This is a genomic window from Micromonospora haikouensis, assembly GCF_000876225.1.
GTDB classification, from domain to species: domain Bacteria; phylum Actinomycetota; class Actinomycetes; order Mycobacteriales; family Micromonosporaceae; genus Micromonospora; species Micromonospora haikouensis.
Genome location: NZ_JXSX01000003.1, coordinates 2209929 through 2232912 on the forward strand (window position 1 = coordinate 2209929; position 22984 = coordinate 2232912).

Annotated in this window: 20 protein-coding genes and 2 pseudogenes; 10 read left to right on the forward strand and 12 right to left on the reverse strand. The window is 74.2% G+C overall.

The annotated features are described in order from the left end of the window. The first annotated feature begins 35 nt into the window (after positions 1-35). From TK50_RS30705 to TK50_RS30720, 4 genes are read left to right on the forward strand one after another with little or no spacing between them, the layout of a single operon-like run. Positions 36-785: an LmeA family phospholipid-binding protein gene (locus TK50_RS30705; RefSeq protein ID WP_158499210.1), complete on the forward strand. Its 750-nt coding sequence runs from the start codon at positions 36-38 to the stop codon at positions 783-785. Continuing rightward, positions 785-2965 (forward strand): MMPL family transporter, encoded by a 2181-nt coding sequence (locus tag TK50_RS30710; RefSeq protein ID WP_052504025.1) that lies wholly within the window; start codon positions 785-787, stop codon positions 2963-2965. The genes TK50_RS30705 and TK50_RS30710 overlap by 1 nt, the downstream gene beginning before the upstream one ends. A gap of 9 nt (positions 2966-2974) precedes the next feature. Further along, positions 2975-3670: a response regulator transcription factor gene (locus TK50_RS30715; RefSeq protein WP_043969013.1), complete on the forward strand. Its 696-nt coding sequence runs from the start codon at positions 2975-2977 to the stop codon at positions 3668-3670. Next, entirely contained in the window at positions 3667-5049 is a 1383-nt protein-coding gene (locus TK50_RS30720; RefSeq protein WP_052504026.1) for a sensor histidine kinase, read from the forward strand. Before TK50_RS30715 ends, TK50_RS30720 begins: the two co-directional genes overlap by 4 nt. On the opposite strand, the gene kynU is transcribed toward TK50_RS30720, so the two are convergent. Beyond that, positions 5042-6301 carry a kynureninase gene (kynU, locus tag TK50_RS30725; protein ID WP_043969014.1) on the reverse strand — a complete coding sequence of 420 codons (1260 nt, stop codon included), beginning with the start codon at positions 6299-6301 and terminating at the stop codon, positions 5042-5044. The genes TK50_RS30720 and kynU overlap by 8 nt on opposite strands. Positions 6302-6518: 217 nt before the next feature. Here kynU and TK50_RS32435 point away from each other — a divergent pair, with 217 nt between their 5' ends. Beyond that, positions 6519-7511 (forward strand): helix-turn-helix domain-containing protein, encoded by a 993-nt coding sequence (locus tag TK50_RS32435; RefSeq protein WP_144420440.1) that lies wholly within the window; start codon positions 6519-6521, stop codon positions 7509-7511. Between the two features lie 48 nt (positions 7512-7559). Here TK50_RS32435 and TK50_RS30735 read toward each other — a convergent pair whose 3' ends face one another. Genes TK50_RS30735 through TK50_RS30760 form a run of 6 tightly spaced genes read right to left on the reverse strand, consistent with a single transcriptional unit; the run spans position 7560 to position 13576 of the window. Continuing rightward, the gene (locus TK50_RS30735) at positions 7560-8459 is read right to left on the reverse strand and encodes an STM4011 family radical SAM protein (RefSeq protein ID WP_043969015.1); all 900 of its coding nucleotides are present in this window, start codon (positions 8457-8459) and stop codon (positions 7560-7562) included. After that, positions 8456-9781, reverse strand: a complete 1326-nt coding sequence (locus tag TK50_RS30740; RefSeq protein ID WP_241774150.1) for an STM4012 family radical SAM protein — start codon at positions 9779-9781, stop codon at positions 8456-8458. The genes TK50_RS30735 and TK50_RS30740 overlap by 4 nt, the downstream gene beginning before the upstream one ends. Continuing rightward, positions 9778-10581 (reverse strand): STM4013/SEN3800 family hydrolase, encoded by an 804-nt coding sequence (locus tag TK50_RS30745; protein WP_043969621.1) that lies wholly within the window; start codon positions 10579-10581, stop codon positions 9778-9780. The genes TK50_RS30740 and TK50_RS30745 overlap by 4 nt, the downstream gene beginning before the upstream one ends. Further along, positions 10569-11687 (reverse strand): STM4014 family protein, encoded by a 1119-nt coding sequence (locus TK50_RS30750; RefSeq protein ID WP_043969018.1) that lies wholly within the window; start codon positions 11685-11687, stop codon positions 10569-10571. Before TK50_RS30750 ends, TK50_RS30745 begins: the two co-directional genes overlap by 13 nt. Position 11688: 1 nt before the next feature. Further along, positions 11689-12636, reverse strand: coding sequence for an STM4015 family protein (locus tag TK50_RS30755; protein ID WP_043969020.1), 948 nt, complete (start codon positions 12634-12636; stop codon positions 11689-11691). Positions 12637-12643: 7 nt separating this feature from the next. After that, entirely contained in the window at positions 12644-13576 is a 933-nt protein-coding gene (locus TK50_RS30760) for an STM4015 family protein (RefSeq protein WP_043969021.1), read from the reverse strand. Positions 13577-13760: 184 nt separating this feature from the next. On the opposite strand from TK50_RS30760, the gene TK50_RS30765 reads away from it, so the two are divergent. After that, on the forward strand, positions 13761-14264 hold the full coding sequence (locus tag TK50_RS30765; RefSeq protein ID WP_043969022.1) for a hypothetical protein: 504 nt from the start codon (positions 13761-13763) through the stop codon (positions 14262-14264). Between the two features lie 85 nt (positions 14265-14349). Here the strand turns inward: TK50_RS30765 and TK50_RS30770 are convergent, their stop codons facing one another. Next, positions 14350-15747: a coiled-coil domain-containing protein gene (locus TK50_RS30770; protein WP_043969023.1), complete on the reverse strand. Its 1398-nt coding sequence runs from the start codon at positions 15745-15747 to the stop codon at positions 14350-14352. A gap of 1424 nt (positions 15748-17171) precedes the next feature. Here TK50_RS30770 and TK50_RS30775 point away from each other — a divergent pair. After that, complete coding sequence (locus tag TK50_RS30775; protein ID WP_043969024.1) at positions 17172-18062, forward strand: hypothetical protein; 891 nt, start codon at positions 17172-17174, stop codon at positions 18060-18062. A gap of 754 nt (positions 18063-18816) precedes the next feature. Beyond that, positions 18817-18957, forward strand: a complete 141-nt coding sequence (locus TK50_RS34265) for a hypothetical protein (RefSeq protein ID WP_158499211.1) — start codon at positions 18817-18819, stop codon at positions 18955-18957. Positions 18958-18987: 30 nt separating this feature from the next. Here the strand turns inward: TK50_RS34265 and TK50_RS30780 are convergent, their stop codons facing one another. The 4 genes and pseudogenes from TK50_RS30780 to TK50_RS35545 all read right to left on the reverse strand — a co-directional run bounded on the left by TK50_RS30780 (position 18988) and on the right by TK50_RS35545 (position 20839). Further along, a complete protein-coding gene (locus tag TK50_RS30780; protein ID WP_229405477.1) occupies positions 18988-19944 on the reverse strand; it encodes a cyclase family protein in 957 nt (318 codons plus the stop codon). Between the two features lie 126 nt (positions 19945-20070). Further along, positions 20071-20169: pseudogene (locus tag TK50_RS33320) on the reverse strand (DUF397 domain-containing protein); the annotation flags it as partial. A gap of 101 nt (positions 20170-20270) precedes the next feature. Next, positions 20271-20369 (reverse strand): annotated as a pseudogene (locus tag TK50_RS35540) (helix-turn-helix domain-containing protein); the annotation flags it as partial. Between the two features lie 56 nt (positions 20370-20425). After that, complete coding sequence (locus tag TK50_RS35545; RefSeq protein WP_052504028.1) at positions 20426-20839, reverse strand: Scr1 family TA system antitoxin-like transcriptional regulator; 414 nt, start codon at positions 20837-20839, stop codon at positions 20426-20428. 480 nt (positions 20840-21319) lie between these two features. Between TK50_RS35545 and TK50_RS30790 the strand changes: the two genes are divergently transcribed. Both TK50_RS30790 and TK50_RS30795 read left to right on the forward strand, forming a co-directional pair. Then, positions 21320-22114, forward strand: a complete 795-nt coding sequence (locus TK50_RS30790) for a sodium:calcium antiporter (protein ID WP_277814351.1) — start codon at positions 21320-21322, stop codon at positions 22112-22114. 83 nt (positions 22115-22197) lie between these two features. Next, positions 22198-22968 carry a phytanoyl-CoA dioxygenase family protein gene (locus TK50_RS30795; RefSeq protein WP_043969025.1) on the forward strand — a complete coding sequence of 257 codons (771 nt, stop codon included), beginning with the start codon at positions 22198-22200 and terminating at the stop codon, positions 22966-22968. Positions 22969-22984: the final 16 nt, after the last annotated feature.

A 22984-nucleotide genomic window follows, 5' to 3' on the forward strand; every position in this document is an offset into this window, starting at 1 on the left:
GTGGTGGGTCCAGACCGGCCTGTTCTGCTCTACCGGTGCGATTGCGAATCATCCGGCGGCGACGAGCCGCCCTGCTGGCCGCCGCCTGCGTGGCGGTCCTTGCGACGGTAGCGGTGGTGGCCGACCGGTGGGTCGCGCGGACGGCGGCGCAGCGGCTGTCCGACCGGCTGGCCTGCGCCGCCGGCCTCGACCGGTCGCCCACGGTCGACCTCGGCGGGTTCCCCGTGCTGCCCGGCGTGCTCACCGGTGAGCTCGGCCGGGTGAGCGTGCGGGCCGCCGACGTCACGCGCGGCGACGTGCGGGCCGCCGAGGTGGACGCCGAGCTGTCCCAGGTGCGGCTGCCCGGCGAGCAGCCGGCCCGCGTCGGCGCGCTGGACCTGCGGATCCGCGTCGGCTTCGACGCGCTGCCTGGCACGGTCGGCGAGCGCCCGGTGCACTACCGGGGCGTCGGCGGGCTGCTCGCCGTCGAGACCACCGCGCCGATGGCCGGGCAGCAGCTCCCGGTCACCGTGCTCGCCCGGCCCGCGATCGACGCCGGCCGGCTGACCGTCACCCCCACCGAGATCGAGGTGTTGGGCATGCGGCGGCCCGCGGGTGCCAAGCTGGTGGAGCGGCTCACCGGTGGCCGCGACCTGTCCCGGCCGCTGCCCGCGCTGCCCGCCGGCCTGAGCTGGCAGGGCGTCGACGTCGCCGACGACGGCCTGCGGCTGCGCCTGACCGGACACGACCTGACCCTGCCCGGGGGCGGCGACGGCCGCCGCGCCGGCACCTGCGGAGGAAACTGATGCACGCCCGTACCGACGGTTGGACCCACCGGACGCTGGAGCGGCTGGGCGGCTGGTGCGTACGCCGGCCGTGGCGGGTCCTCGCCGCCTGGCTGCTGCTCGCGGTCGCCCTGGTCGGCGGCGTCGCCGCCTTCGGCCGGCCGGTCGACAACGACGTGGCCCTGCCCGGCAGCGACGCCCAGCTCGCCCGCGAGCTGAGTGAACGCGGCGGCGGTCCCGCCAGCAGCGGCCAGGTCGTGGTGCACGTCGACACCGGCCGCCTCGACGAGCCGGACCGCCGGGCGGCGCTGGAGCGCAGCGCCGCCGCGCTCGCCGCCGTGGAGCACGTGACCCGGGTCGACGGCGTCGACGCCCGCTCCGGCACCCTCAGCCCCGACGGCCGCACCGGCTACCTCACCGTCCGCCTCGACGTGCCCGCCCGCGAGGTGGACAAGGCGCTCAGCGGAGCGGTGCTGGACGCGGCGCAGCCGGCCCGCGACGCGGGCGTCGAGACGGTGCCGGGCGGGGTGCTCGCCACGGCGGCCGAGCGGGGCGGCTCGCACACCGCCGAGACCGTCGGGCTGCTCGTCGCCGCCGTGGTGCTGCTGTTCGCCTTCGGCGGCCTGGTCGCCGCGGCCGTCCCGTTGGTCACCGCGCTGTTCACCCTGGGTTGCGCGCTCGCCACGGTCGGGCTCGCCGGCCACCTGGTGTCCGTGCCGTCGGTGGCCGGCAACCTGGCCACGATGATCGGGCTGGGCGTCGGCATCGACTACGCCCTGTTCCTGATCACCCGCTACCGGGCGCTGCGGGCCGCCGGCACGCCGGCCGACGAGGCGCTGGTCGCCGCCATGGGCACCGCCGGCGCGGCGGTCGTGTTCGCCGGCGGCACGGTGGTCATCGCCCTCGGCGGCCTCGCCGTGGCCGGCGTGCCCATCCTCGGCACGCTGGGCTGGACCGCCGGCCTGGTGGTCGTGGTGGCCGTGCTCGGCGCGGTGCCCCTCCTGCCGGCCCTGCTGGCCGTGCTCGGCCCCCGCCTCGACGCGCTGCCGCTGCGCCTGCGCCGCCGCGCCGCCGACGGCGGCTCCGGCTGGGCCCGGCAGGCCGAGCGGGTGACCCGTCGCCCTTGGCGGTGGGCCCTGCTCGCCGCCGCGCTGCTCGCCGTGCTCGCCGCACCCGCCGCCACGCTCACCCTCGGTCAGCTCGACGCCGGCGACGACCCGCCGGGCAGCGCCACCCGCACCAGCTTCGACCTGCTCGCCGAGGGCTTCGGCCCCGGCGTCAACGGCCCGCTCAACGTGGTCGCCGCCGTCGACCCGCCGGCCGCCGGCACCGCCGACCCCCGGCTCGTCGAGCTGACCCGCGAGCTGGCCGCCGCGCCCGGTGTCGCGTCGGTGGCCCCGGTGCGCCTCGCCGACGGCGGCCGGGTCGCCACGGCCAGCGTGCAACCGGACACCGGTCCCAGCGACCCCGCCACCGCCGCCCTGGTCGCCGACCTGCGCGACGTGCGGGTCGACGGCGTGCAGGTGCACGTCGGCGGGGCCACCGCCACCCGCGCCGACCTGGCCGACCGCGTCCGGGACCGGATGCCGTGGGTGATCGCCGTGGTCGTCGGGCTGTCCACCGTCCTGCTGTACGTGGCGTTCCGCGCCCCCGTGGTGGCGGTCAAGGCCGCCGTGATGAACCTGGTCTCGATCGGCGCCGCGTACGGGGTGCTGACGGCCGTCTTCTCCTGGGGCTGGGGGGTGGAGCTGACCGGCCTGTCCGGGCCGGTGCCCGTGGAGAGCTACGTGCCGATGATGCTGTTCGCCCTGCTGTTCGGCCTCTCCATGGACTACGAGGTGTTCCTGCTCAGCGCCGTGCAGGAGGCGTGGCGGGCGACCGGCGACAACCGGGTCGCCGTCCGCGACGGGCTCGCCGGCACGGGCCGCGTGATCACCTCCGCCGCGCTGATCATGGTGACCGTCTTCGCCGGCTTCGTCCTGCACACCGACCCGGTGATCAAGATGTTCGGCCTCGGCATGGCGGTCGCCGTGGCGGTGGACGCCACCGTGGTCCGGGGGCTGCTGGTGCCGGCCACGATGGCGCTGCTCGGCCGGGCCAACTGGTGGCACCCCGGCCGCCGGCGCCGGCCCGCCCCCGAGCCGGACGAGGCGCAGGCTCTCGCCGGACTCTCATCGAATTCCCAGCCGCCCGTGGTCTGATCCGTCGAGATGAACGCCGCCGCCGTCCGGGTCCTGGTCGTCGACGACCAGCCCAACATCGTCGACATGCTCGCCACCGTGCTGCGGTTCCACGGCTTCGACGTGGTGACCGCGACCACCGCGGCCGAGGCGCTGCGCCGCGCCGGGGAGAGCCGCCCCCGGCTCGTCGTCCTCGACGTGCTGCTGCCCGACGGCGACGGGTTCGAGGTGTGCCGGTCGCTGCGGGCCGCCGGCCACGAGATCGGCATCGTCTTCCTCACCGCCCGCGACGCCCCGCGCGACCGGATCGCCGGCCTCACCTACGGCGGCGACGACTACGTCACCAAGCCGTTCTCGGTCGAGGAACTGGTCGCGCGGGTGCGGGCGGTGCTGCGCCGCATCGGCTCCGCCCCCGTGCCCGCCACCGGCGTGCTCCGCTACGCCGACCTCGAACTCGACGAGGAGACCTGCGAGGTCCGCCGGGGCGGCCGGCTGCTGTCGCTGTCGCCGACGGAGTTCAAACTGCTGCGCCACCTCATGCTCAACCCCGGCCGGGTGCTCTCCCGCGCCCAGATCCTCGACGCCGTGTGGCGCTACGACTTCGACGGCGCGTCGAACGTCGTCGACACCTACATCGGCTACCTGCGGCGCAAGCTGGACCCGCTCGGGCCGCCCCTGATCGAGACCCGGCGCGGCTTCGGCTACGCCCTGCGTGCGCCCGGGTGAACCGGCTGCCACTGCGCCGCAGCCTGCTGCTCGGCCTGGTCGGGCTCACCGCGACCGCGTTGGTGTCCGCCGGGCTGGTCAGCGCGCTGGCGCTGCAGGCGTACCTGATGCAGCGCACCGACGACCAGCTGCGCTCCGCCGCCGCCGTCGTCGCCACCCGGGTGAAGCAGCTCGCCGGCCAGCCCCCCGGCACGGTCCGGGCCGCCGTCGCGCCGTCGGACTACCTGGTGGAGATCCGCCACCGCGGCACGCTCACCCGGTTCTCGGCGGCCACCCCGCCGGCCACCCCGCTGCTCGACCTGTCGCCGGCGCCGCCCGCCGACGGCCCGTCGGCGCCGGTCACCCTGGCCGGCCGGTGGCGGGTGGTCACCGTACGCGCCGGCGAGGCCGTCGTGCTCATCGCGCTGCCGCTGGCCCCGGTGACGCAGACCGTGCGCCGGCTGGTGCTGGTGGAGCTGGCCGGCGGCGCGGCCGTGCTGCTCCTGCTGGCCGGCTCCGCGCGGCTGCTGCTGGTGCGGGGGCTGCGCCCGCTGGACCGGATCACCGCCACCGCGACCGCCATCTCCGACGGCGACCTCGACCGCCGGGTCCCCCTGGACGGCGTGCGGGTCGCCGATCCGCGCACGGAGGTGGACCGGCTCACCCTCGCGGTCAACGGCATGCTCACCCGGCTCCAGGCGGCGATCGCCGCCCGCACCCGCTCGGAGCAGCGGCTGCGGGACTTCGCCGCCGACGCCTCCCACGAGCTGCGCACCCCGCTGACCTCGATCCGCGGCTACCTGCAGATCCTGCGGCACGACATGGTCGAGCCCGGCCGTCGGGCGGAGGTGCTGGCCCGCAGCGAGGACGAGGCCGTCCGGATGGGCCGCATCCTCGACGACCTGTTCTACCTGGCCCGCCTCGACGCCGAGCCGCAGCTGCGGCACGACCGGGTGGACCTGGCGGTGCTGGCCCGCGACTCCGTCGCCGACCTGCTCGCCGCCCAGCCCGGCCGGCCCGCCCGGCTGCTGGCGCCCACGCCCGTGCCGGTCACCGGCGACGAGCACGCCCTGCGGCAGGTGCTGGCCAACCTGCTGGCCAACGTGCGCGCCCACACCCCGGCCGACGCCCCCGTCACCGTCGCCGTCGAGCCCGACGCCGACGGCGTCACGGTCCGGGTCACCGACGGCGGGCCGGGCGTCGACGCCGCGCTCGCCGAGCGGGCGTTCGACCGGTTCACCCAGGCCGAGCCGGGGCGCGGCGGCGGCAGCGGGCTGGGCCTGGCCATCGTCGCCGGCATCGTCGCCGCCCACGGCGGCAGGGTCGGCATCGAGTCCCCGCCGGGCGGCGGGACCGAGGTCTGGTTCGCCCTGCCCCGTGCCACCGACGCGCTCAGGTGACCCGCGACGGCCCGCCCGGCACCCGTTCCCAGCCGCGCCGCTCGGCCAGGTCCCGCAGCCGGTCCAGGGCATCCCACACGTCGACATAGCGGGTGTAGAGCGGCGCGGGCCCCAGCCGCAGCCGGTCGGGGGCCCGGTAGTCGCCCACCACGCCCGCCTCGGCCAGGGCGCGGGAGATCCGCAGCGCCTCCGGGTGGTGCAGGCAGACGTGGCTGCCGCGCCGGTCGGCCCCGCGCGGGGAGGCGACCCGGAAGCCGTACGGGGTCAGCCACGCGTCGGCCAGCGTCACGATCAGCTCGCCGAGGCGGCGGCCCTTGGCGCGTACCCGCTCGATGCCGGCCTCGGCGAGCACGTCCAGCGCAGGGTCGAGCGGCGCGAGGGCGAGGATCGACGGGGTGCCGACCAGGAACCGGTCCAGGTCGGGGGCCGGGTCGTAGCCGGGACCCATGCCGAACTGGTCGCGCCGGCCGAACCAGCCCTGGATCGGCTGGCGCAGCCGGGACTGCAGCTCGCGGCGGACGTACAGGAAGGCCGGCGCGCCCGGGCCGCCGTTGAGGTACTTGTACGTGCAGCCGACCGCGAGGTCCGCGCCGGTGGCGGCCAGCTCGATCGGCACCGCCCCGACGGCGTGCGACAGGTCCCACAGCACCGTCGCGCCGACCTGCCGGGCGGCGGCGTTGACGGCCGCCATGTCCAGCAGCGCCCCCGACCGGTAGGCCACCGCCGACAGCACCACCAGCGCGACGTCCCCGTCGAGCGCGGCGCGCAGCTCGTCGAGCCGCAGCCCCTCGTCGAGGTCGGAGGGGAGCAGCCGCAGCGTCAGCCCGCGCGCGGCGGCCAGCCCCTCCAGGACGTACCGGTCGGTGGGGAAGTCCTCGGCGTCCACCAGCACCGTCCGGCGGTCGCCGGCGGCGTCCAGCGCGGCGGCGGCGAGCTTGTAGAGGTTCACCGACGTGGAGTCGGAGACCACCACCTCGCCGGGACGCGCGCCGAGGGCGTGCGCGGCGAGCCGGTCGCCGATGCGCCGGCTCCACTCGATCCAGGTGGGCCAGGACCGGACGAGCCCGTCGCCCCAGCCCTGGCGGACCAGCCGGTCCAGGTGCGCCGGGGTGGCCGCCGGCAGCCGACCCAGGGAGTTGCCGTCGAGGTAGATCAGGTCGTCGTCGGCGATCACGAACCGGTCGCGCAGGTCCGCGAGCGGGTCCGCGGCGTCCAGCTCCTTGGCCAGGTGGCGCGGGAAGTCGTCTCGCACGTGTTACCCCTTCCCGACCTGCCGGCCCCCGGCGACGCCGGCCGGCGTCCGCACCGGCCGCCCAAGCTAGCCGGCCTGCCTGCGGCACCGGCCGGCGGCGGGTCGCCGTCCCGGCCGGTGGACTGGTCTCACGTTCCCGACACCGGTGCCCGGCCACCCGTAACGCCGCTCGGAAACGGCGCGTTGTGGACGTGAAACGCGGCGATGGGGAGGCGACGTGCGTACAGACGACGGGGTGGATGCCGGGAGTTCGGCGCCGGTGATCCGCGACGAGGTCGCGACCCGGGATCCCGACCTCGCCCACCACACCATCGCCGCGCAGTACTCCGCCCACCGCCCCCGGTTCGCCGGCAGCGCCCTCGGCTTCCGGTTCCGGCTCGCCACCACCCAGGCGGGAGAGCTCGGTGTCGACCAGATCGTGCACTCGATGGACGCCCGGTCCTGGACGGAGCCCTACTCGGGCTTCCTGGCGGTGCACGTCCGGCGCGGCTGGTACCACTGGCAGTCCGGCCGCGACGAGCTGGCCCTGCCGCCGGGCGCGGTGGGCCGGTTCAACGACTCGCCCATGGCGCTGCAGTGGAGCGACGTCACCGCCAGCCTGGTGCGCCTGTCGACCGCACACGTCGCCCGCGTCGCCGCCACCCGCACCGACGCCGCCGTGGCCGACTTCCGGTTCGAGGGGATGGCCCCCGTCTCCGCCGCCATGGCGCGCGTCTGGGCGGGGCTGTCGGGGTTCCTCGACGCGCAGGCCGCGGCGGCGGGCGAGACGCTGGCGCACCCGCTGATCCGGGCCAGCCTCGCCGAGCATGTGGCGACGACCGCGCTGGCCGTGTTCCCCAACACCACCATGACGGCCGGCTACGTGCCGGGGCCGCGCCGGGTGGAGCCGGCCGTGGTCCGGCGGGCCGTGGCCTACATCGAGGCCCACACCGCCGAGCCGATCTCCGTGGCGCAGATCGCGCAGGTCTGCGGGGTCGGCCCGCGCGGGCTCCAGGCCGCGTTCGCACGGCACCTCGGCGTCAGCCCCACGACCCACCTGCGCCGGGTCCGGCTGGACCGCGCGCACCGGGATCTCATCGACGCCGACCCGACCGGGGGCGCGTCGGTCGCGGCGATCGCCCGCCGGTGGGGCTGGGGCAACCCGGGCCGCTTCGCCGAGGCGTACCGGCGGGCCTACGGCCGGCCACCCAGCCACACCCTGCGGGCCTGACCGCCGGCCGGGCCGGCTGCGCTGGGCGGTCGCCCCGGCCCGGCCCGGTCAGCCGGGCGGCCAGCCGGCGGGGATGCGTTCCAGCAGCCCACCGGCGAACACGTCGCGCAGCCCGAGCGGCTTGAGGTGGACATACCCGATGTGGCAGTCGCAGGCTCCGTTCACGCAGGTGCGGGGCCGCAGCGCGGCCCGCCACGAACCGTCGTACAGGTTGCCGATGGGCTCGTCGACGAAGTGGCAGCGGCGCACCGTGCCGTCGCCCCGCACCGAGATCGCCGTCTCCCCGGCGTGGCAGGGCCGGTCCAGCGACAGGTGCGGGCGCACGCTGTAGCCGAACAGCGGGTCCAGCGCCGTCCAGGTCGCCTCCTGCGCGGCGTCGTAGCGGTGGCCCTCGGCGGCGTTGACCCACAGGTAGACGTGCGGCGGCAGCGCCGCGCGCAGCGCCCGCGCCTCGTCGAGGTGCTCCGGCAGCCCCACCACGCCGACGGAGAACCGCACGCCCAGCTCCGTCAGGCGGGCGCAGCGGGCCAGGAACCGCTCCCGGGTGACCTGCGCCGGGTGGTACGTCGTCCACAGCGCCGCCCGTGCCGGGTCGGCCTCGGCCAGCCAGTCCACCCGGGCGGCCAGGTTGGTCTGGATGACCACCCGGTCGACGTGCGGCAGGTGCGACAGCCCCACCATCGCCTCCCGGTACCAGCGCCGGGTCAGCCCCTCGCCCCACGGGGTGAACAGCACCGACAGCCGCAGGTCGGTGGTCGCGGCCACCCAGCCGGTGAACCGCTCCAGGGCCGCCCGGTCGGCGGCCAGCACGTCCGGCGGGTCGCGCCGCTTCGCGAACGGGCAGTACGGGCAGTCGTAGTTGCAGCTGGCGAGGGGACCCCGGTAGAGGATCGCCAGGCCGCTGCTGCCGCCGCCTCCGCCCCTGCCACACCGGTCGGCCGTGCTCACCGGGGCACGTACCCGGTCATCGCCCGGCGCACCCGGGCGGAGGTCAGCCACGGGCCGACGGCGTCGGAGCGGGCCAGCCCGGCCGGGGTGAGCCGCAGCCCGCCGTCGGTGGCCCAGCCCCGCTCGACCAGCCGCCCCAGCTCGGGGAAGTCGTCGCCCGGCGCGACCCCGAACCGGGCCGCGTAGGCGGCCGCGTCGACGCCCTCGGCGCGCAGCAGCGACTTGAGCAGCCACCGGCGGCGCTGCTCCGTGCCGTCGAGGGCGAAACCGAACTCGGCGTACGCGAAGTCGCCGGCCGGACGCGCCAGGTAGTCGTCCAGCACCGCCCGCACCTCGGACACGCTGACCGCGTAGTCGAACGAGTAGTGCAGGCCCGTCGTGTACGACCGCGCGCCGCAGCCCAGCCCCACCATCCCGTCGTCCTGGCAGCAGTAGTCCGGCCCGTCCGGCGCGGGCACGTCGGCGCGGCGGAACTGCCGCATCGACTCCTGCCGGTACCCGGCCGCGCCGAGCACCTCCACCGCCTGCGCGTACAGGGCGAGACGCTGGGCGTCCCAGTCGGCGCGGGCGTGCGCCCGCCGGCCCAGCCCGGTCAGCGGGCGCACGTACAGCGGGTAGAGGTACAGCTCCTCCGGCCGCCAGACCAGGGCCGCCTCCAGGCTCTGCCGCCACGTGTCGGCGGTCTGCCCGTCGATGCCGTAGATCAGGTCGACGTTGAGCAGCGGGATCGCCGCGTCGCGGATCGCGCCGAGCGCCGCCTCCACCTCCGCCCGCCGCTGCGGGCGGCCGGCGGCGCGGGCCTCGGCGTCGAGGAAGCTCTGCACGCCGATGCTCACCCGCGTCGTGCCGTGCGCGGCGAGCACCGCGAGCCGCTCCGGCGTCGCGGTGGCCGGCGACGTCTCCACCGACAGCGGTACGCCGGGCAGCCGCGCGCCCAGCGTCGACGTCGCGATGTCGAACAGTTCGGTCAGCTCGCCGGCCGTCAGGTACGTCGGCGTGCCGCCGCCGAACGCCACGCGGGCGTAGCCGGCGTCGCCGCCGAGGGCGTCGGCGACCCGCTCGGCCTGCCGGCGCAGCTGCCGCAGGTACGCCGTGACCTGCTCGGCGGGCGCGCCGGTGCGGGTGAACAGGTTGCAGAAGCCGCAGCGCATCTCGCAGAACGGCACGTGCGCGTAGAGGAACAGCGCGTCGCGGGGCTCGGCCCGCCACACGTCGGCGAGCAGCGGCCGGGGCCGCAGCGCCCGGTACGACGTCTTGTGCGGGTACGCGTACAGGTACTGCTGGTACGGCGAGCCGTCGAGGCCCGCGAGGTTGCTGGTCACCATTCTCCCGGTCGCAGCGTGAAGTGGGCGTACGGGACGGTCCACACCACGTCGTGGCCGATCCGGTGGCCGGTGTGGCCGTCCTCCCCGTACGCGGTGCCGTGGTCGGAGCACACGATCGTGAACACCGGTCGCCCGCGCCCGGTGAGCAGGGCGAACAGTCGTCCGACGCGGCTGTCGACGTACTCCAGGGCGGCGGCGTGGCTGGCCAGGTCGTCGGCGTCGGCGCCGGGCAGGTAGTGCCGGTTGGGCTGGTGCAGCGCCGCGACGTTGAGGAACGTGAACAGCGGCTGCCGCGCCGGGACCCGGGGCAGCGTCTCGGCGAGCCGGTCGAGCTGGGCGTCCAGGCAGCCGGGGGCGGTGACGCCGAACTCCGGCTCCCAGTGCGCCTCGGCGAACAGGCCGGGCAGCACCGACCCGAGCGCGCCGCGCCGGTTGAAGAAGCCGACCCCGCCCACGCAGAGCGTGTGGTAGCCCTCCTGCGCGAGGGCGGTCGGCAGGTCCGCCGCGTCGAACACCCACGTCCGCTCGCCGGAGGTCTCGCTGCCGGGGAACGCCGCCGCGTACAGCCGCTCGTGCCGCCCCGGCGCGGCCGGGGTGGGCAGGAAACCGGCGAAGAAGGCGTGGTGCGCGGCGTAGGTGAAGCTGGCGGGGGAGTGCCGCCGCTCCCACCGGCCGCCAGGCAGCACCCGGGCGAGGGCGGGGGTACGCCCGGCGGCGGCCAGGTCGTCGGCCACGTCGAAGCGCAGCGTGTCCAGGGTGACCAGGCAGACGTCGTGACTTCCGATCAGCTCCCGCACGCCACCACCTCCGCCGCCCGCGTGCCGGTGGCCGTCGCTGCCGTGGCGGTGGCCCGCCAGCGTTCCCACCGGCCGCTGGTCAGCGCGTGCACCTGCTCGGCGTAGGTGTCCCGGCCGTCGGCCAGCACCCCGGGCAGCAGGTCCCCGAACGCGTTGACCTCCGCCACCGCGTGCCGCCGCCAGCCGAGCAGGAACATCAGGTCCACCCCGACGTGCAGGCTGCGCGGGAAGCACGCGGCGGCCCGTACGCAGGTCTCCATCGCCGCCGACCACGCCGCGGGCCCGGCGGCGGCCCGCAGCTCGGCCAGGTCGCCACGCGCGTTGCCCAGGTGCAGGTTGGTCAGCGGCCCGGCGGCGGCCCGCACCACCGCGTGGGTGGGCCGCCCGGCGACGACCACCACCCGCACGTCGACGACCCGGTCGCCGAGACCCGCCTTGGGCAGCCACCGCTCCACGTGCAGCCCCTCGACGGCGAGCCGGTCGACGAGCGCGGCCACGGTCGCCTCGTCGTCGTAGGTGCGCACCCGCAGCGAGTTGAACAGCCCGTCCGGGGCGACCTCGATCGGGGTGACCGCCCGCACGCCGCGCGGGCCGACGGCCAGGGCCATCACCCCGGCCGCCGACGAGCCGTGCGCCGGCTTGACGAACACCCGCGCCCACCCGGCGGCGGCCATCGCGGCCCGCAGGGACGCGTACCCGTCGACTGCGGGCAGCGCCGCCGGGACCGCGACCCCGGCGGCGGACAGCCGCGCGTGGCAGCGGCGCTTGTCGCACAGCGCCGCCACGTCGCCGGGGTCGTTGAGCAGCTCCGCGCCGCCGGCGGCGACCCGGGCCAGGCCGTCGACCAATCCGGTGTACGTGTCGGCGAGGCCGATCAGCTCGCCGTGCCGCGCCGGGGCGGCCGCCCGCCGCAGCAGCCGGTCCACCTGCGGGTCCTCGCCGGGGGAGTCGACGCGCACCAGCGCGCCGGCCGGCGGCGGGGCCGCCCCGGTGAGCACGTCGGCCCAGGGCAGCACCGCCGGGCGGGGCAGCCCGGCGGCGAGCACGGCGGCGGTGAACAGGCCGACGCGACGGTTGTCGGGGTTGCCGACGACGGTCAGGCGCATGTCACTCCGACACCGCCGTGTACCGGTACTCCTCGTCGTCGTCGATGTCGGGCTCCTGCGGGTCGGACAGGTCCACCGTCACGCCGGGCAGGGCGGCCCGGACCGCCGCGACGACCTCGTCGGAGACGTAGTGGTGGCTCAGGTCCAGCTTCGTGAGGTGGGTCAGCGGCTGCCCGCCGGCCAGGGCGAGCGCGCCCCGGTCGGACAGCGTGCCCAGCGACAGGTCCAGCAGCTCCAGCCGCCGCACCACCGGCGCGGCGGCCAGGGCCTCGGCGATCTCGTCGGCGTGCTCGGCGTTGCACAGCCCGAGCCGGCGCAGCGCGGGAAACCGCTGCCCGGCCAGCAGCGGGGCCAGATCGTCGACGGTCGTGTCGCCGCAGTATTCCTCGACTCCGAGCCACAGCTCCAGGTCGGTCAGCGCGGGCAGCTCGGAGTCGAGCACCGCGCGGACGAAGTCCCCGCTCAGGCCGCCGCTCTCCACCTCAAGGCGGCGCAGCCGCTCGTGGCGCACCGGCGAGAACCGGAAGTCCTCGCCGCCGCGCACCCGCAGCACCTCCAGCTTCGGGTACGCGGTCAGCAGCCGGCTGACGTCGCCGACCCGCATCCAGGAGATCTCGCACTCCTCGCTGACGATGTCGCCGAGGAACAGCGCCGTCAGGTTCGGCAGGCGCGGCGCGGCGGCGCAGAGCTGGTCGATCGGGGCGACGTTGAACGCCGCGTATCCCCAGGCGCCGACGACGAGGGCCTGCACCGACTCGCCGGCGGCGTCGACGAACCGGTCGAACGCGTCGCGGAAGCCGAGGCAGGGCTGGTGTTCGGTGCTGCTGTCCCAGTCGGGGTGGTCGATGCGCCAGGCGACGGGCCCGTCGATGGCGGGCAGCGGGCCGTCGGCGGGGACCTGGACGACCCGGAGGCCGGCGAAGGACTCGGCGTGCGACAGGACGCTCATCGCAGGCTCACTCCCCGACCGCGGTGAAGCGGTATTCGCGGCCGTTGTAGACGTCGGCCTTCTGCGGCTCCGACAGGTCGACCTCGACGCCGGGCAGGGCGGCGACGACCCGCTCGGCGGCGGCCTCGGACAGGAAGTGGTGGTGCAGGTCGAGGCGGCGCAGGTGGGCCAGCGGCCGACCGGCCAGCAGCGCCTCGGCCCCGGCGTCGGTGAGCACCCCCTTGGACAGGTCGAGCACCTCCAGCCGGTCGACCACCGGCGCGGCGGCGACGGCCGCGGCGACCCGGTCGGCGCCCTCGGCGTTGCAGACCGCGAGGTGGCGCAGCGCCGGCAGCCGGGTGCCGGCGAGCACGTCGGCGAGGTCGTCGGTGGTCGTGTCGCCGCCGTAGTCGGACCGGCCGAGCCACAGCTCCAGGCGCTCCAGCGCGGGCAGGTCGCAGCCGCCGACCGCGCGGACCACCGCACCGGGCAGCCCGCCGGTCTGGAAGGCCAGCTCCCGCAGGCCGGTGTGGCGCACCGGGGTCAGGTGCAGCTCGTTGGCCCCGCGCACCCACAGCACCTCCAGCGACGGGTACGCCGTCAGCAGCCCGGTGACGTCACCGTGCGTGAGCCAGGAGACCTCGCACTGTTCGACGGTCAGGTCGGCGAGGAAGACCGCCCGCAGGGACGTCCACCGCTGCGCCGCGTCGACCAGCAGCTCCACGGGCAGTGCCCGCTCGTACGCCGAGCCCCACTCGCCGATCACCAGGGCCCGGACCGAGTCGGCGGGCACCTCGTCGCGCAGGGCCGTGACCAGGGCCGCGAACTCCTCGGGGTCGGCCTCGAAGTCCTCGACCTCCAGCCGCCAGGCGACGGCCGACGGATCGTCGGGCAGTTTCATCCCCGGGGTGAAGGGCAGCACGGGCAGCCCGGCGAACGACGACAAGTGGGAGCGGAACACGCCAACCTCCGGCTCGACTGGTGCAGCGGCGGCGCGACCGTAACAGGCCGTACCGACAAGCTGATCACCGACCGGCCCGCCGAGGCCCGCATCTAGTCATGGGCGTCAATGTCTGGTAGAAATCCTGCAAGGCCGGCCCCCTGAATCGCAAAAATCCAACCCCCAACGGCGATACGGGAGAACCATGTCCACGACCCGCCCCACGCTGCGCCGCCGAGCGGTGACCCTGCTCGTCGCCGCGCTCGCGGCCCTCGGCGTCACGCTCGGCTTCGCCAGCCCCGCCCTGGCGATCGCCCACTCCAGCGCCGCGTCCCAGCTGTCGGCCGCCGGCATCTCCTGGACCTCCAGCGGCAACTGCAGCGACCGCTACACCGCCACCTGCACGTCGTTCGACGGCATCCGGCAGGCCACCATCGACGGGATCATCACGTTCAAGCGGGTCAGCGGCTGCGCGATCACCATCACCGCCGGCACCGAGGTCGGCCACGCCGACGGCGCCTACAGCCACTGGACCGGCTACAAGCTCGACATCGGCCTGACCACCTGCGTGCAGAACTACATCTCGGCGCACTTCGCCTACGTCGGCTACATCGCCGGCTTCGGCTACCAGTACCGGTCCGCCTCCGGGAACCTGTACACCAAGGAAGGCAACCACTGGGACATCCTGTACTACACCTGCGGCTGCTGACCTCGTAGGCCGACAGCCGCCGCCCGGCACGACGTCCCGCCGAGGCGGCGGCTGTCCGGCTACGACGCCCGCGCCGCCGGGCACCTCACCTGACGGCCGTCTCCGGGGCCGCCGCCGCGACGTCCTCGGCGGGCTGCTCGGCTGCCCCGGCCAGCTCGTTCAGCTCGCCGATCTCGGCGGCGAGGCGGTCCACGCCGACCTGCTGCCGCGGCTTCACCGTCGGAAACTCGGCGGTCTCCCCGCCACCGGCCGCGGCGGCCATCACGGCGGCGGCGGCCAGGTCGGCCACCCGCTTCGCCTCCCGCTGCACCCGGGCCCGCACGTCCTTGGCGTGCCGCTCGGCCGAGTCGGCGGCGTTGCGCGCCTCCTCCAGCCGGTTCGCCTCCGCCGTGAGCTCCTGACGGACCTCGACCAGGCGCTGCTGCAACTGGTTGACCTCGTTCTCCAGCGCCGCGCCCTCCCGGCGGATCTGGGCGAGCTGCTGCTGGGCGGTGTCCAGCTCGGTGTGCAGCTGCGTCAACGCCTGCCGCTGGCTGCCCACCTCCTGCTGCACGGCGGTGAGCTGCTCCTGGTGCGCGGTCGCCTGCTCGTCGGCGCGCTTGCGCACCTCCGTCGAGTACTGCTGCGCCTCGGCGATCAGGGTGGCGATCTTCTCCTCGGCGGCGGTGAGCTGCCCGGCGACGTCCCGCTCGGCCGCCGCCCGGTGCTCGGCCAGCTCCTGCTCGGCCGCCGCCCGCCGCTCGTTGATCTCCCGCTCCACGTTGACCCGCCACTGCGCCAGCTCCTGCTGGCTCTGCGCGCGCGCCGCCTGGACCTCCTGCTGGATCTGGGTGCGGGCCGCCTTGGTCAGCGCCTCGGCCGCCGCCCGCGCCTGCTCCACCTGCTGGGCGGTCAGCTCGTTGATCCGCTTCGCCTCCTGCTGGGCCTGCTCGTGCGCGGCCTCACCGTCGGTCCGGAGCTGCTCCACCAGCTCCTGCACGTCCGCGAGCTGCGCCTCCGCCGCCGAACGCCGCTCCTCGTACGCCTTCTCCTGCTCGGCGCGCCGCGCCGACAGCTCCGCCTCCAGGTCGTGCAGCGCCTGGGCGGCGTGCTCCCGCGCCTCCACCAGGATCCGCTCCGCCTCGGCCTGCAGGTCGCCGGCCCGCTGCGCGGCGGTGTCCGTGATCGCTGCGGCCTGCTTCTCGGCGAGCGCGAGGATCTGGTCGACCATCGGCCCCAGGTCCCGGAACGACGCCTTGTCCACCTGCGCCGGCCGCTGGCGCAGCTCGGACACCTCCGCCTGCAGCGCCTGGAACTGGAGGGTCAGGTTGCGCAACTGGTGCTGCGCCCGGTCCCGGTCGGCGGTCAGTGCCGAGGCCGAGGCCTCGACCTGCTCGACGTACCGGTCGACCTGGCGCTTGTCGTAGCCGCGCAACGCCTGCTCGAAGCTCGGCCGCCCGTTCGGCTCGTTGCGTACCGCGAAGGTTTCCCCGCCGTGGGACATCCGGCATCCTCCGTAGAGTCGGACCTATCCGAGAGCCGGCGGTGCGGCCGCCGGGCGTGATGGGGCGCAACGTTACCGGCGTCGCCGCTCGCCGCACACCCCACCCCGCCCGGACCCGGTGTCGCGGCCGGCCGCGACGGCCCTGGCCGGGGGCCGGCTGCCCCCGCCGGGTCCGCCGCCAGGCCGGGCCGCCGCGTCCCGCGCGTGAACCCGCCCGTTGTACGTGACACAACGCGATGGTCCGCCCCGGCGGCACCACCCCCCTGCCATGGTCCCTTTGCTCTGCACCCACGGACGCAACGCTCCACGCAGCGCGACGGTCCGACGTGGCCCTCGGCCATCCGCGATCTCGCATGTGCACAGGTAGGCGGCGGTGTTGCGGATATAGGTGCAGAGCAAAGGGGATGCGGGATGCCCTGCGAGGTCGACGGGACATGACGCAGAGTCACGCCGACCGGCACGGGGAAGCGCCCGCCGGAGCTAGTCACGGAACGTCATCGGCTGCTGGCCTCGCCCTGCCTCGCGGAAAGAGGCGAGGTGAGGCGCGGCGGTTGCTCAGGTCATCCCACTGACGGCGCTGGGGCCGGATCCGCTGTCACCGCAGGCGAAGCGGTCGGGGGCGGTCGAGCCTGTAAGGGACGCGGTGGGGTCGAGCGGGCGATCGTTCACAGCATTCCTCCTTGTCTCCGATCGGTGGGTACCCAGGGGCCGTCAGTCGGTCGGGATGCCACGCCGTCGTTGTGCAGCGACCCATGGCCTGGTAGAGCGTTACCTGGACGAAGAGATCACCGCCGGGGAACTGGCCCGCACCGGCGTACTCGAACTCATCGGGCCGTTCCGGGCCACCTGCGTGCAGGGGATGCCGCTCGCCCTCGGCGACGTGGTGGTGCCGATGGTCGCTCGGCAGCTCACGTCCCGGTCCGTCACCGTCACAGGGAACTGCTCGCGCTACCACCACCTGCTGCGTCCCCACCCACCGCGCACCTCCGCCAATGAGCGGCGGGCCTCCAGCCTGTCGGGAATGCTGCGCTTCGACATGCGGCGGGCGTACGTGCGGCGGCTGCCGGTGGCGGAGCGGCGAGCGCTGGGGAAGGCGTTCCGGCGGCTCGGCGCTTTCGAGTCGGCAATCCGACAGGCCGCCGAGCTGGAGCAGAGCTGGTGGAATTGGCCGTCGGCGGCGTGGCCAGCGGCGTTGTTTGCTCTGACCAGCCGGGGCAGCACCGTACGAATTGGCCGGCAACGGCCCGAAAGTCCATCGCCGCCGACGAAACGGACCAGCATCCCGCTGGTCGACGAGCTCGCCCGGCGCGGAGCGGCGGACATAATCCTTTGTCCGCAGGCAACCAGTTCGCCCGCAAGCGGCGTACCAGATGATCCGCCGCCGCAAGGGCATCGCCTAACTTCAAGCTTGGAGAGGAGGACGGTTGTCCCCGTCCGACCACCCCTTCCACCTCTGGATCGCCCGCGATGCGCAGGTGACCGCTGTCGCCCTGACCGAGATGCGGATGAGCGGCAGGGCGAACGTGCATGAGTGGGGCAGCATCACGGAGGTGACCCCCGGCAAACAGATCACCGGGAGCGCGGCGAGCAAGCGCGTCACCATCCAGCTCATCGCGGTGGCCATCGTCTCCCTGTACGTCTGCGGCCTGGCGTCCGCCGCCTACTGGTGGTTGCTCCTGATCGTGGACCTGGCCCTCGTTCTGCTGGCGGTTGCCGCCGGGTTCAAGGCGGCCAGGCGGAGCACCGTGGTCGCCCCCGACATCGACCTCTACCCAGGCATCCACCGCCTGCTCACCACGCACGAGGAACGGCTGTCGTTCCGGGATCTGCAGGCCCTGGCGGAGCGGATCGGCAGAACCCTCCCCGCTCTGGACAGTCTGGTCGACCCGAGCGACGCCGCCGAGTTGGTGGCGGAGAGCCTCTGGGAGGGCGCGGCGGTTCTGGCGCGCAGGCAGGAGATCCGCGAGGTGCGCGACGAACTGGGCCGGCACGCGTCGGACGGCACCGTCGAGACGAACCGTGCCCGCCTCGACCTTCAGAGTCAGCAGCAGCGGGCCGGCGACCTGTGGGAAGAGGTCAATGCGGACCTCGCGAGGCTGACGTCCCATCTGATGGCGACCGCAGCGGCGGGGGAGATGTTCGTCCGCGACCAGGATCTTGATGACACGTTGCAGCGCACGGGGGCGGCCCTCGACAAGCTGTCGCTCGACGGCTCCCACGCCGGGGCCTACGCGGGCGAGCAGCTCGCCGACGAGACGACGGCCGTGTTGACGGCCTACCGCGAGCTGAACGACCTGTACGGCGGCAAGTCCTAGCAGCACCGACAACCGAATCGACCGCGACGAACACTGGGGGCTTGATGCGGGCGCAGGAACGCGTGGTCCGCGCGCCGACCTGTACGCGCTCGGCTGCGTCCTGTTCGAACTGTTGACCGGCCGACCGCTGTACCGGGCGGAGAGCGTGCTCGGCGTCCTGCACCGGCACCTGAGCGATCCGTACCGTCGGTCGCCGACCACCGGGCCGGCGTGCCCGACGACCGGGTCCGGCTCGTCGCGCGGCTGCTCGCGAAGGACCCGCAGGACCGACCGGCGTCAGCCATCGAGGTGTACGAGGTGCTGGCCCCCTTCGGGGCGGTCGAGGCCGGCATCGCCTCCGACGTCCCGATGACGATGGCCGACGGCCGGCAGGTCGACCCGACGATGCCCTTGCCGTCACCCGTTCGGCCTGCTGCCGCCGAGGGAACCCGCTGCCCCGGGCGGCGCGGGGGTCGTCCGGCCGCGCGCCGTGCCGGAGGTCGTCGAGCCGCCTTCGCTCGACGAGTTGGCGCAGCTCCAGGAGCGCGTCCCGCCGGGCGCTGCCCGAGTTCCTGCGGCTCGCCGCCGACCTCGCCGGGCGGCCGAGACCCGACCGGGAACTCATCTGGAACTGCCGCCAGCAGGCAGCCGTGTGTCAGGTTGAGCTGGCGAGGGCGCGGCGGCCCTGGCCGAGCTGCGGGCGCTGCCGGCTGGGGCCGGCGAACTGTTCGCCCTGCGGCAACACATCGCCATGCTCGCCGCCGGGTTGGGCGAGGTGGCCGACGCCAGGCGGCAGCTCCGGGCCCCGCTGGGCGACGTGACACGCGCGCACGGCAGCGGATCCCCGGCCGCCGAGGAGATCGAGGCGCCTTTGCTCCACCTGGACCGGCTGGAGGACGACCGGCGAGGTGAGTGAGCCACCGACGACGACAGGCGTGAACTGCGGTCAGAACGTGGCGATCGGGTTGACCGGGCTGCCGGAGGTGCCGGCGAAGCGGACCGGTGCGACTGCGAGGTGGAAGTCCCACTGGCCGAGCTCGGCGGCCGTTGCCGCGCACGCCTCCAGGTCGCAGTTGTCGAGCAGCCACAGACCCATCGCGACAAGGCCAACAGCGTGAACCGGCATCAACACGTCGTCGTACCCCGACGGCTGAACGTCCTGCGGGGTGTCGGCGGCGATCAGCGCGACGCCGCGTTCGTGCAGCCACGGCAGGCAGGACGCGTGCCAGCCGGCCTGCGTGAAACCGATGGACTCGCCGGCCTCGTGTCGGGCGCGGCCATAGCCGGTCCGTAGGAGCACCGCATCGCCGGAGCGCACCCGCACACCCTGGCGGCGCTCGGCCTCCTCGAGATCGTCGGGAAACACACCCTGCCCCGGTGCCAACCACGGCACACCCCGGGCCCTCGCGACGTCCAGCAGGACGCCACGCGTGATGATGCCGTTCGCCGCCGCCGTGACGGCCGCCCACGCCGATCCCGTCGCGGGGTCGACCAACGAGTGCGACCGTCCGTTGTACATCGTGCCGTCCCAGAAGACGTGGCACGGCGAGTCGACGTGGGTGAGCGTGTTGCCGTGGAACGTGATGCCGATCCGCTCGGACGAGAAGCCCCAGCGCCGGTCGGCGTGGAAGCCGGGCACGGGCATGTTCTCGGCACCCGGCATGTCGGCGGCGCACGGGCACGACGTCGTCGCCCGTTCCATCTCTTCCGGTGCGGCAACCTCCCACGCGCACGACACGCTCCTACCGTGGCGCACGGCCCGCGCCGCCGCCAGCCGGACGTCGTCGGTGATGTGGTTCAGGGTGCCGAGCTGGTCTTCGTCGCCCCACCGTCCCCAGTTCGACAGCAGGTTGAAATACCCGAGCACGTCGTCCTGTGTCGGTATCGCTCGCCCTGCCGTCATCCCAGCATCGCTCCTCCGGTCATGCGGTGTGAAACACCGCAGGCAGGGTATCCCGCCGTCGGATCGAAGACCGTGGTGACCGGCCGATCAAAAGAATCGTCTGCTCCGCCGGCCGCGCACCCGGCATACGTGGCCGGGCAGATTGTCGGCGACTTCCACGCACGCTCCGCCGTTGTCGCCGCTGCGGGTGCTCTTACGCCACTGGGCGCGGGCCAGTTCAGCCATGGTGGACCTCTCCAATGATCTTGTTGATCAGCTCTCTCGATTTGCTCATCGAGAGCCAGTCGACCCAAGCTCGCCCACACCTTCTCGTATGCGGCGATCTCGTCTGGCCTGTCCAGGTAGAGAGCGCCGGTCAGTGACTCGCTGTAGATGACGGAGGGATCGGGCTCGGCCCTGTTGCGGAGGGGAAAGTCGAGCATCATGAAGGTTCCGGCGAGTGCGCCGTAGCTGAACTGCCGATCTGCTTGAGCAGCAGCGCCTAGGCGAGCACCGAACTGACCACGGGGGCCTTCGGTAGCCGTCGCCGCAGGATCCCTTGCCGCTGAAGCCGAACGCTGATGAACTGATCCAACTCCTCTTCGCTCATGTCGGTGCGATGCTGGAAGACGCCTCGGGCGTATGCCTCGGTTTGGAGCAGGCCCGGGATCAGCGAGTCGTCATGGCCGCGTAGCCGGGATGCGGCGGACTCCAGCCCCACGTACATCTCGAACCAGTCGGGGATGGCGTCGCCGTACGAGTGCCACCAGCCCTTGGCCCTGGTCTTGGCCGCCAGGGCGGTCAGGGCCTTGGTCAGCTCGCGCGTCGCTCCGTACACCTGGCACATGCCCTGGACGTCGACGGGCCGGACGGCGCCCAGGCCGCTCTCGATTCCCGGCTTCTCTCGGTGTTGCATTTTGTTACCTGCATCTTGGCTTCGGTGAAACATCGGAATGGTGCTTTGGGAGTGATTCGGGAGGCGGGCGACCATTCGATCGGTCTGCGTTTCCGACCCTACAAGACGCCTCCGACGAGAGCTGTCACCGTGCAATTCCCACGCGGTGCCGGGTAGAGCCGATCGGGCCGGGATCTTACCCCTGGCCTGCGCGGCATCGATGTGCAACGATGACGCCTCGAAGTGCCGAATGGCTGTTGTCGACCAGTGGCGCAATGCGCCGACCCGGCCGATCGTCGTGGAAAGGGGGCGCCCGGCTCTTGTCGTCGATACTTCTCTTCGTCGTCGGTGCCGCGCTGCTGGTCTACAGTGCGGAAAAGCTGATCTCCTATCTCGTCGGTGCCGCGTCGGGCCTGCGCGTCTCGGTCTTTCTGCTCGCGATCATCTTCACCGGAATAGAGTTCGACGACGTCGCCTTCGGGGTGGCGCTCAACATGGAGGATCTCAGCGGGCGTCGCGCTCGGCACCGTCTTCGGCACGGCGATCTCGATGATCGGGGTGGTGCTCGCCCTCGCCGCGATCATCTCGCCCACCCGGGTCGCCGTCCCGGGCCGCTACCTCGCCCTGTTCGCCGTCGCGCCGCTGGTGCTGATCCCCTTCCTCGTGTTCGGGCCCCTCACCCCGCTCTACGGCGTGCTGCTCCTGCTGCTGTTCGCGCTCTTCCTCGGCTACGTGGCCAGGCGGGAGCTTCGGCGGGGCACACCGGCCGCCGGCAGGGCACCCTTCGTCGTGCCGATGCCGTTCGACCGGGCCCGGCCGCTTCCCGGCTGGGCGGCGATCGGGCTGGCCGTCGTCGCGCTCGTCGGCCTCGTCGTCGGTGCGGCCATGACCAGCATCGGCACCGAGGGCCTGCTGGAGGAGTTCCGGATCCAGGGGGCCCTGTTCGGTGCCACCATCGCCACCCTCGTCCTCACCCTCGAGGACGTGCTCCTGACCGTCGAGCCCACCCGCAGGGGCGCCGCCGACATCGGCATCGCGAACGTCGTCGGCAGCGTCGTGTTCGGTGTGACCGGGAAGCTCGGCATCATCCTGCTCGCCGGGGGCAGCGTCGTCGTCGGCGACGAGGTGCTCGCCTGGCACCTCCCGGTGCTCGTCGGCATGACCGCCCTCGCCGCCGGCTTCCTCTCCACCGGCCGGCTGCGGCGCTGGCACGGGTACGTGCTGCTCGCCGCCTACGTCGCCTACTGGGTCGTCAGCTTCGCCGTCTTCGGTGAAGCGCCGGTCGAGTCCGACTGACCGGCGCTGTCGCGGCCACACCCGACAGAAGTGGCACGCGAAGTGTCGGGTGCCCGGCACCGGTGTCGCCGCACGATGGGGGCATGGACGACACGACCCTGGTATCCCGGTTCCTCCGCGACGGCTTCGTGAAGCTGCCGGGCGCCGTCGCACCGCGCGTCGCCGCGGACTGCGCCCGGCTGCTGTGGCGGGAGACGGGCTGTGACCCGGACGACCCGGCCACGTGGACGAAGCCCGTGCACTGGGTGCCCGGCCTGGCGCAGGGGCCGTTCGCCGCCGCACCCAACTCGCCGTTCCTCCACCACGCGTACGACCTGCTCGTCGGGCCGGGACGCTGGGAGCCGCGTTACTCGCTGGGCACGTTCCCGCTGCGTTTCCCGCACCCCGACGAGCCGAACGACGCCGGCTGGCACATCGAGGGCAGCTACCTGCCGGAGGGGGCGAACTGGTACTTCACGAACCTGCGCTCCCAGGGGCGGGCGCTGCTGATGCTGTTCCTGTTCAGCGAGGTAGGCCAGGAGGACGCACCGACCCGGATCCGGGTCGGCTCGCACCTCGACGTGCCGAAGGTGCTCGAGAAGTACGGCGAGGACGGGGCGAGCGGGCTGGACATCGCGCCCGACCTGGTGGCCGCCTCCGACCACCGGCCCCTCGCCCTGGCCACCGGCTCCCCGGGCGACGTGTTCCTGTGCCACCCGTTCCTGGTGCACGCGGCGCAACCCCACCACGGGACGCGGCCCCGCTTCCTGGCCCAGCCGCCCCTGATGCCGGCCGCGCCGTACGAGCTGGAGCGGGCCGACGGCGCGTACTCTCCCGTGGAGATCGCGATCCGCCAGGGCCTCGGGTGGGCATAGGCGGCTGACGAAGACG

Coding starts and splice junctions, on each gene's coding strand:
- TK50_RS30710 (WP_052504025.1), top strand. CDS start 785: ATGCACGCCCGTACCGACGGTTGGACCCACCGGACGCTGGAGCGGCTG.
- TK50_RS30715 (WP_043969013.1), top strand. CDS start 2,975: ATGAACGCCGCCGCCGTCCGGGTCCTGGTCGTCGACGACCAGCCCAAC.
- TK50_RS30750 (WP_043969018.1), bottom strand. CDS start 11,687: ATGCGCCTGACCGTCGTCGGCAACCCCGACAACCGTCGCGTCGGCCTG.
- TK50_RS30755 (WP_043969020.1), bottom strand. CDS start 12,636: ATGAGCGTCCTGTCGCACGCCGAGTCCTTCGCCGGCCTCCGGGTCGTC.
- TK50_RS30765 (WP_043969022.1), top strand. CDS start 13,761: ATGTCCACGACCCGCCCCACGCTGCGCCGCCGAGCGGTGACCCTGCTC.
- TK50_RS30770 (WP_043969023.1), bottom strand. CDS start 15,747: ATGTCCCACGGCGGGGAAACCTTCGCGGTACGCAACGAGCCGAACGGG.
- TK50_RS30780 (WP_229405477.1), bottom strand. CDS start 19,944: ATGACGGCAGGGCGAGCGATACCGACACAGGACGACGTGCTCGGGTAT.
- TK50_RS35545 (WP_052504028.1), bottom strand. CDS start 20,839: ATGCAACACCGAGAGAAGCCGGGAATCGAGAGCGGCCTGGGCGCCGTC.
- TK50_RS30795 (WP_043969025.1), top strand. CDS start 22,198: ATGGACGACACGACCCTGGTATCCCGGTTCCTCCGCGACGGCTTCGTG.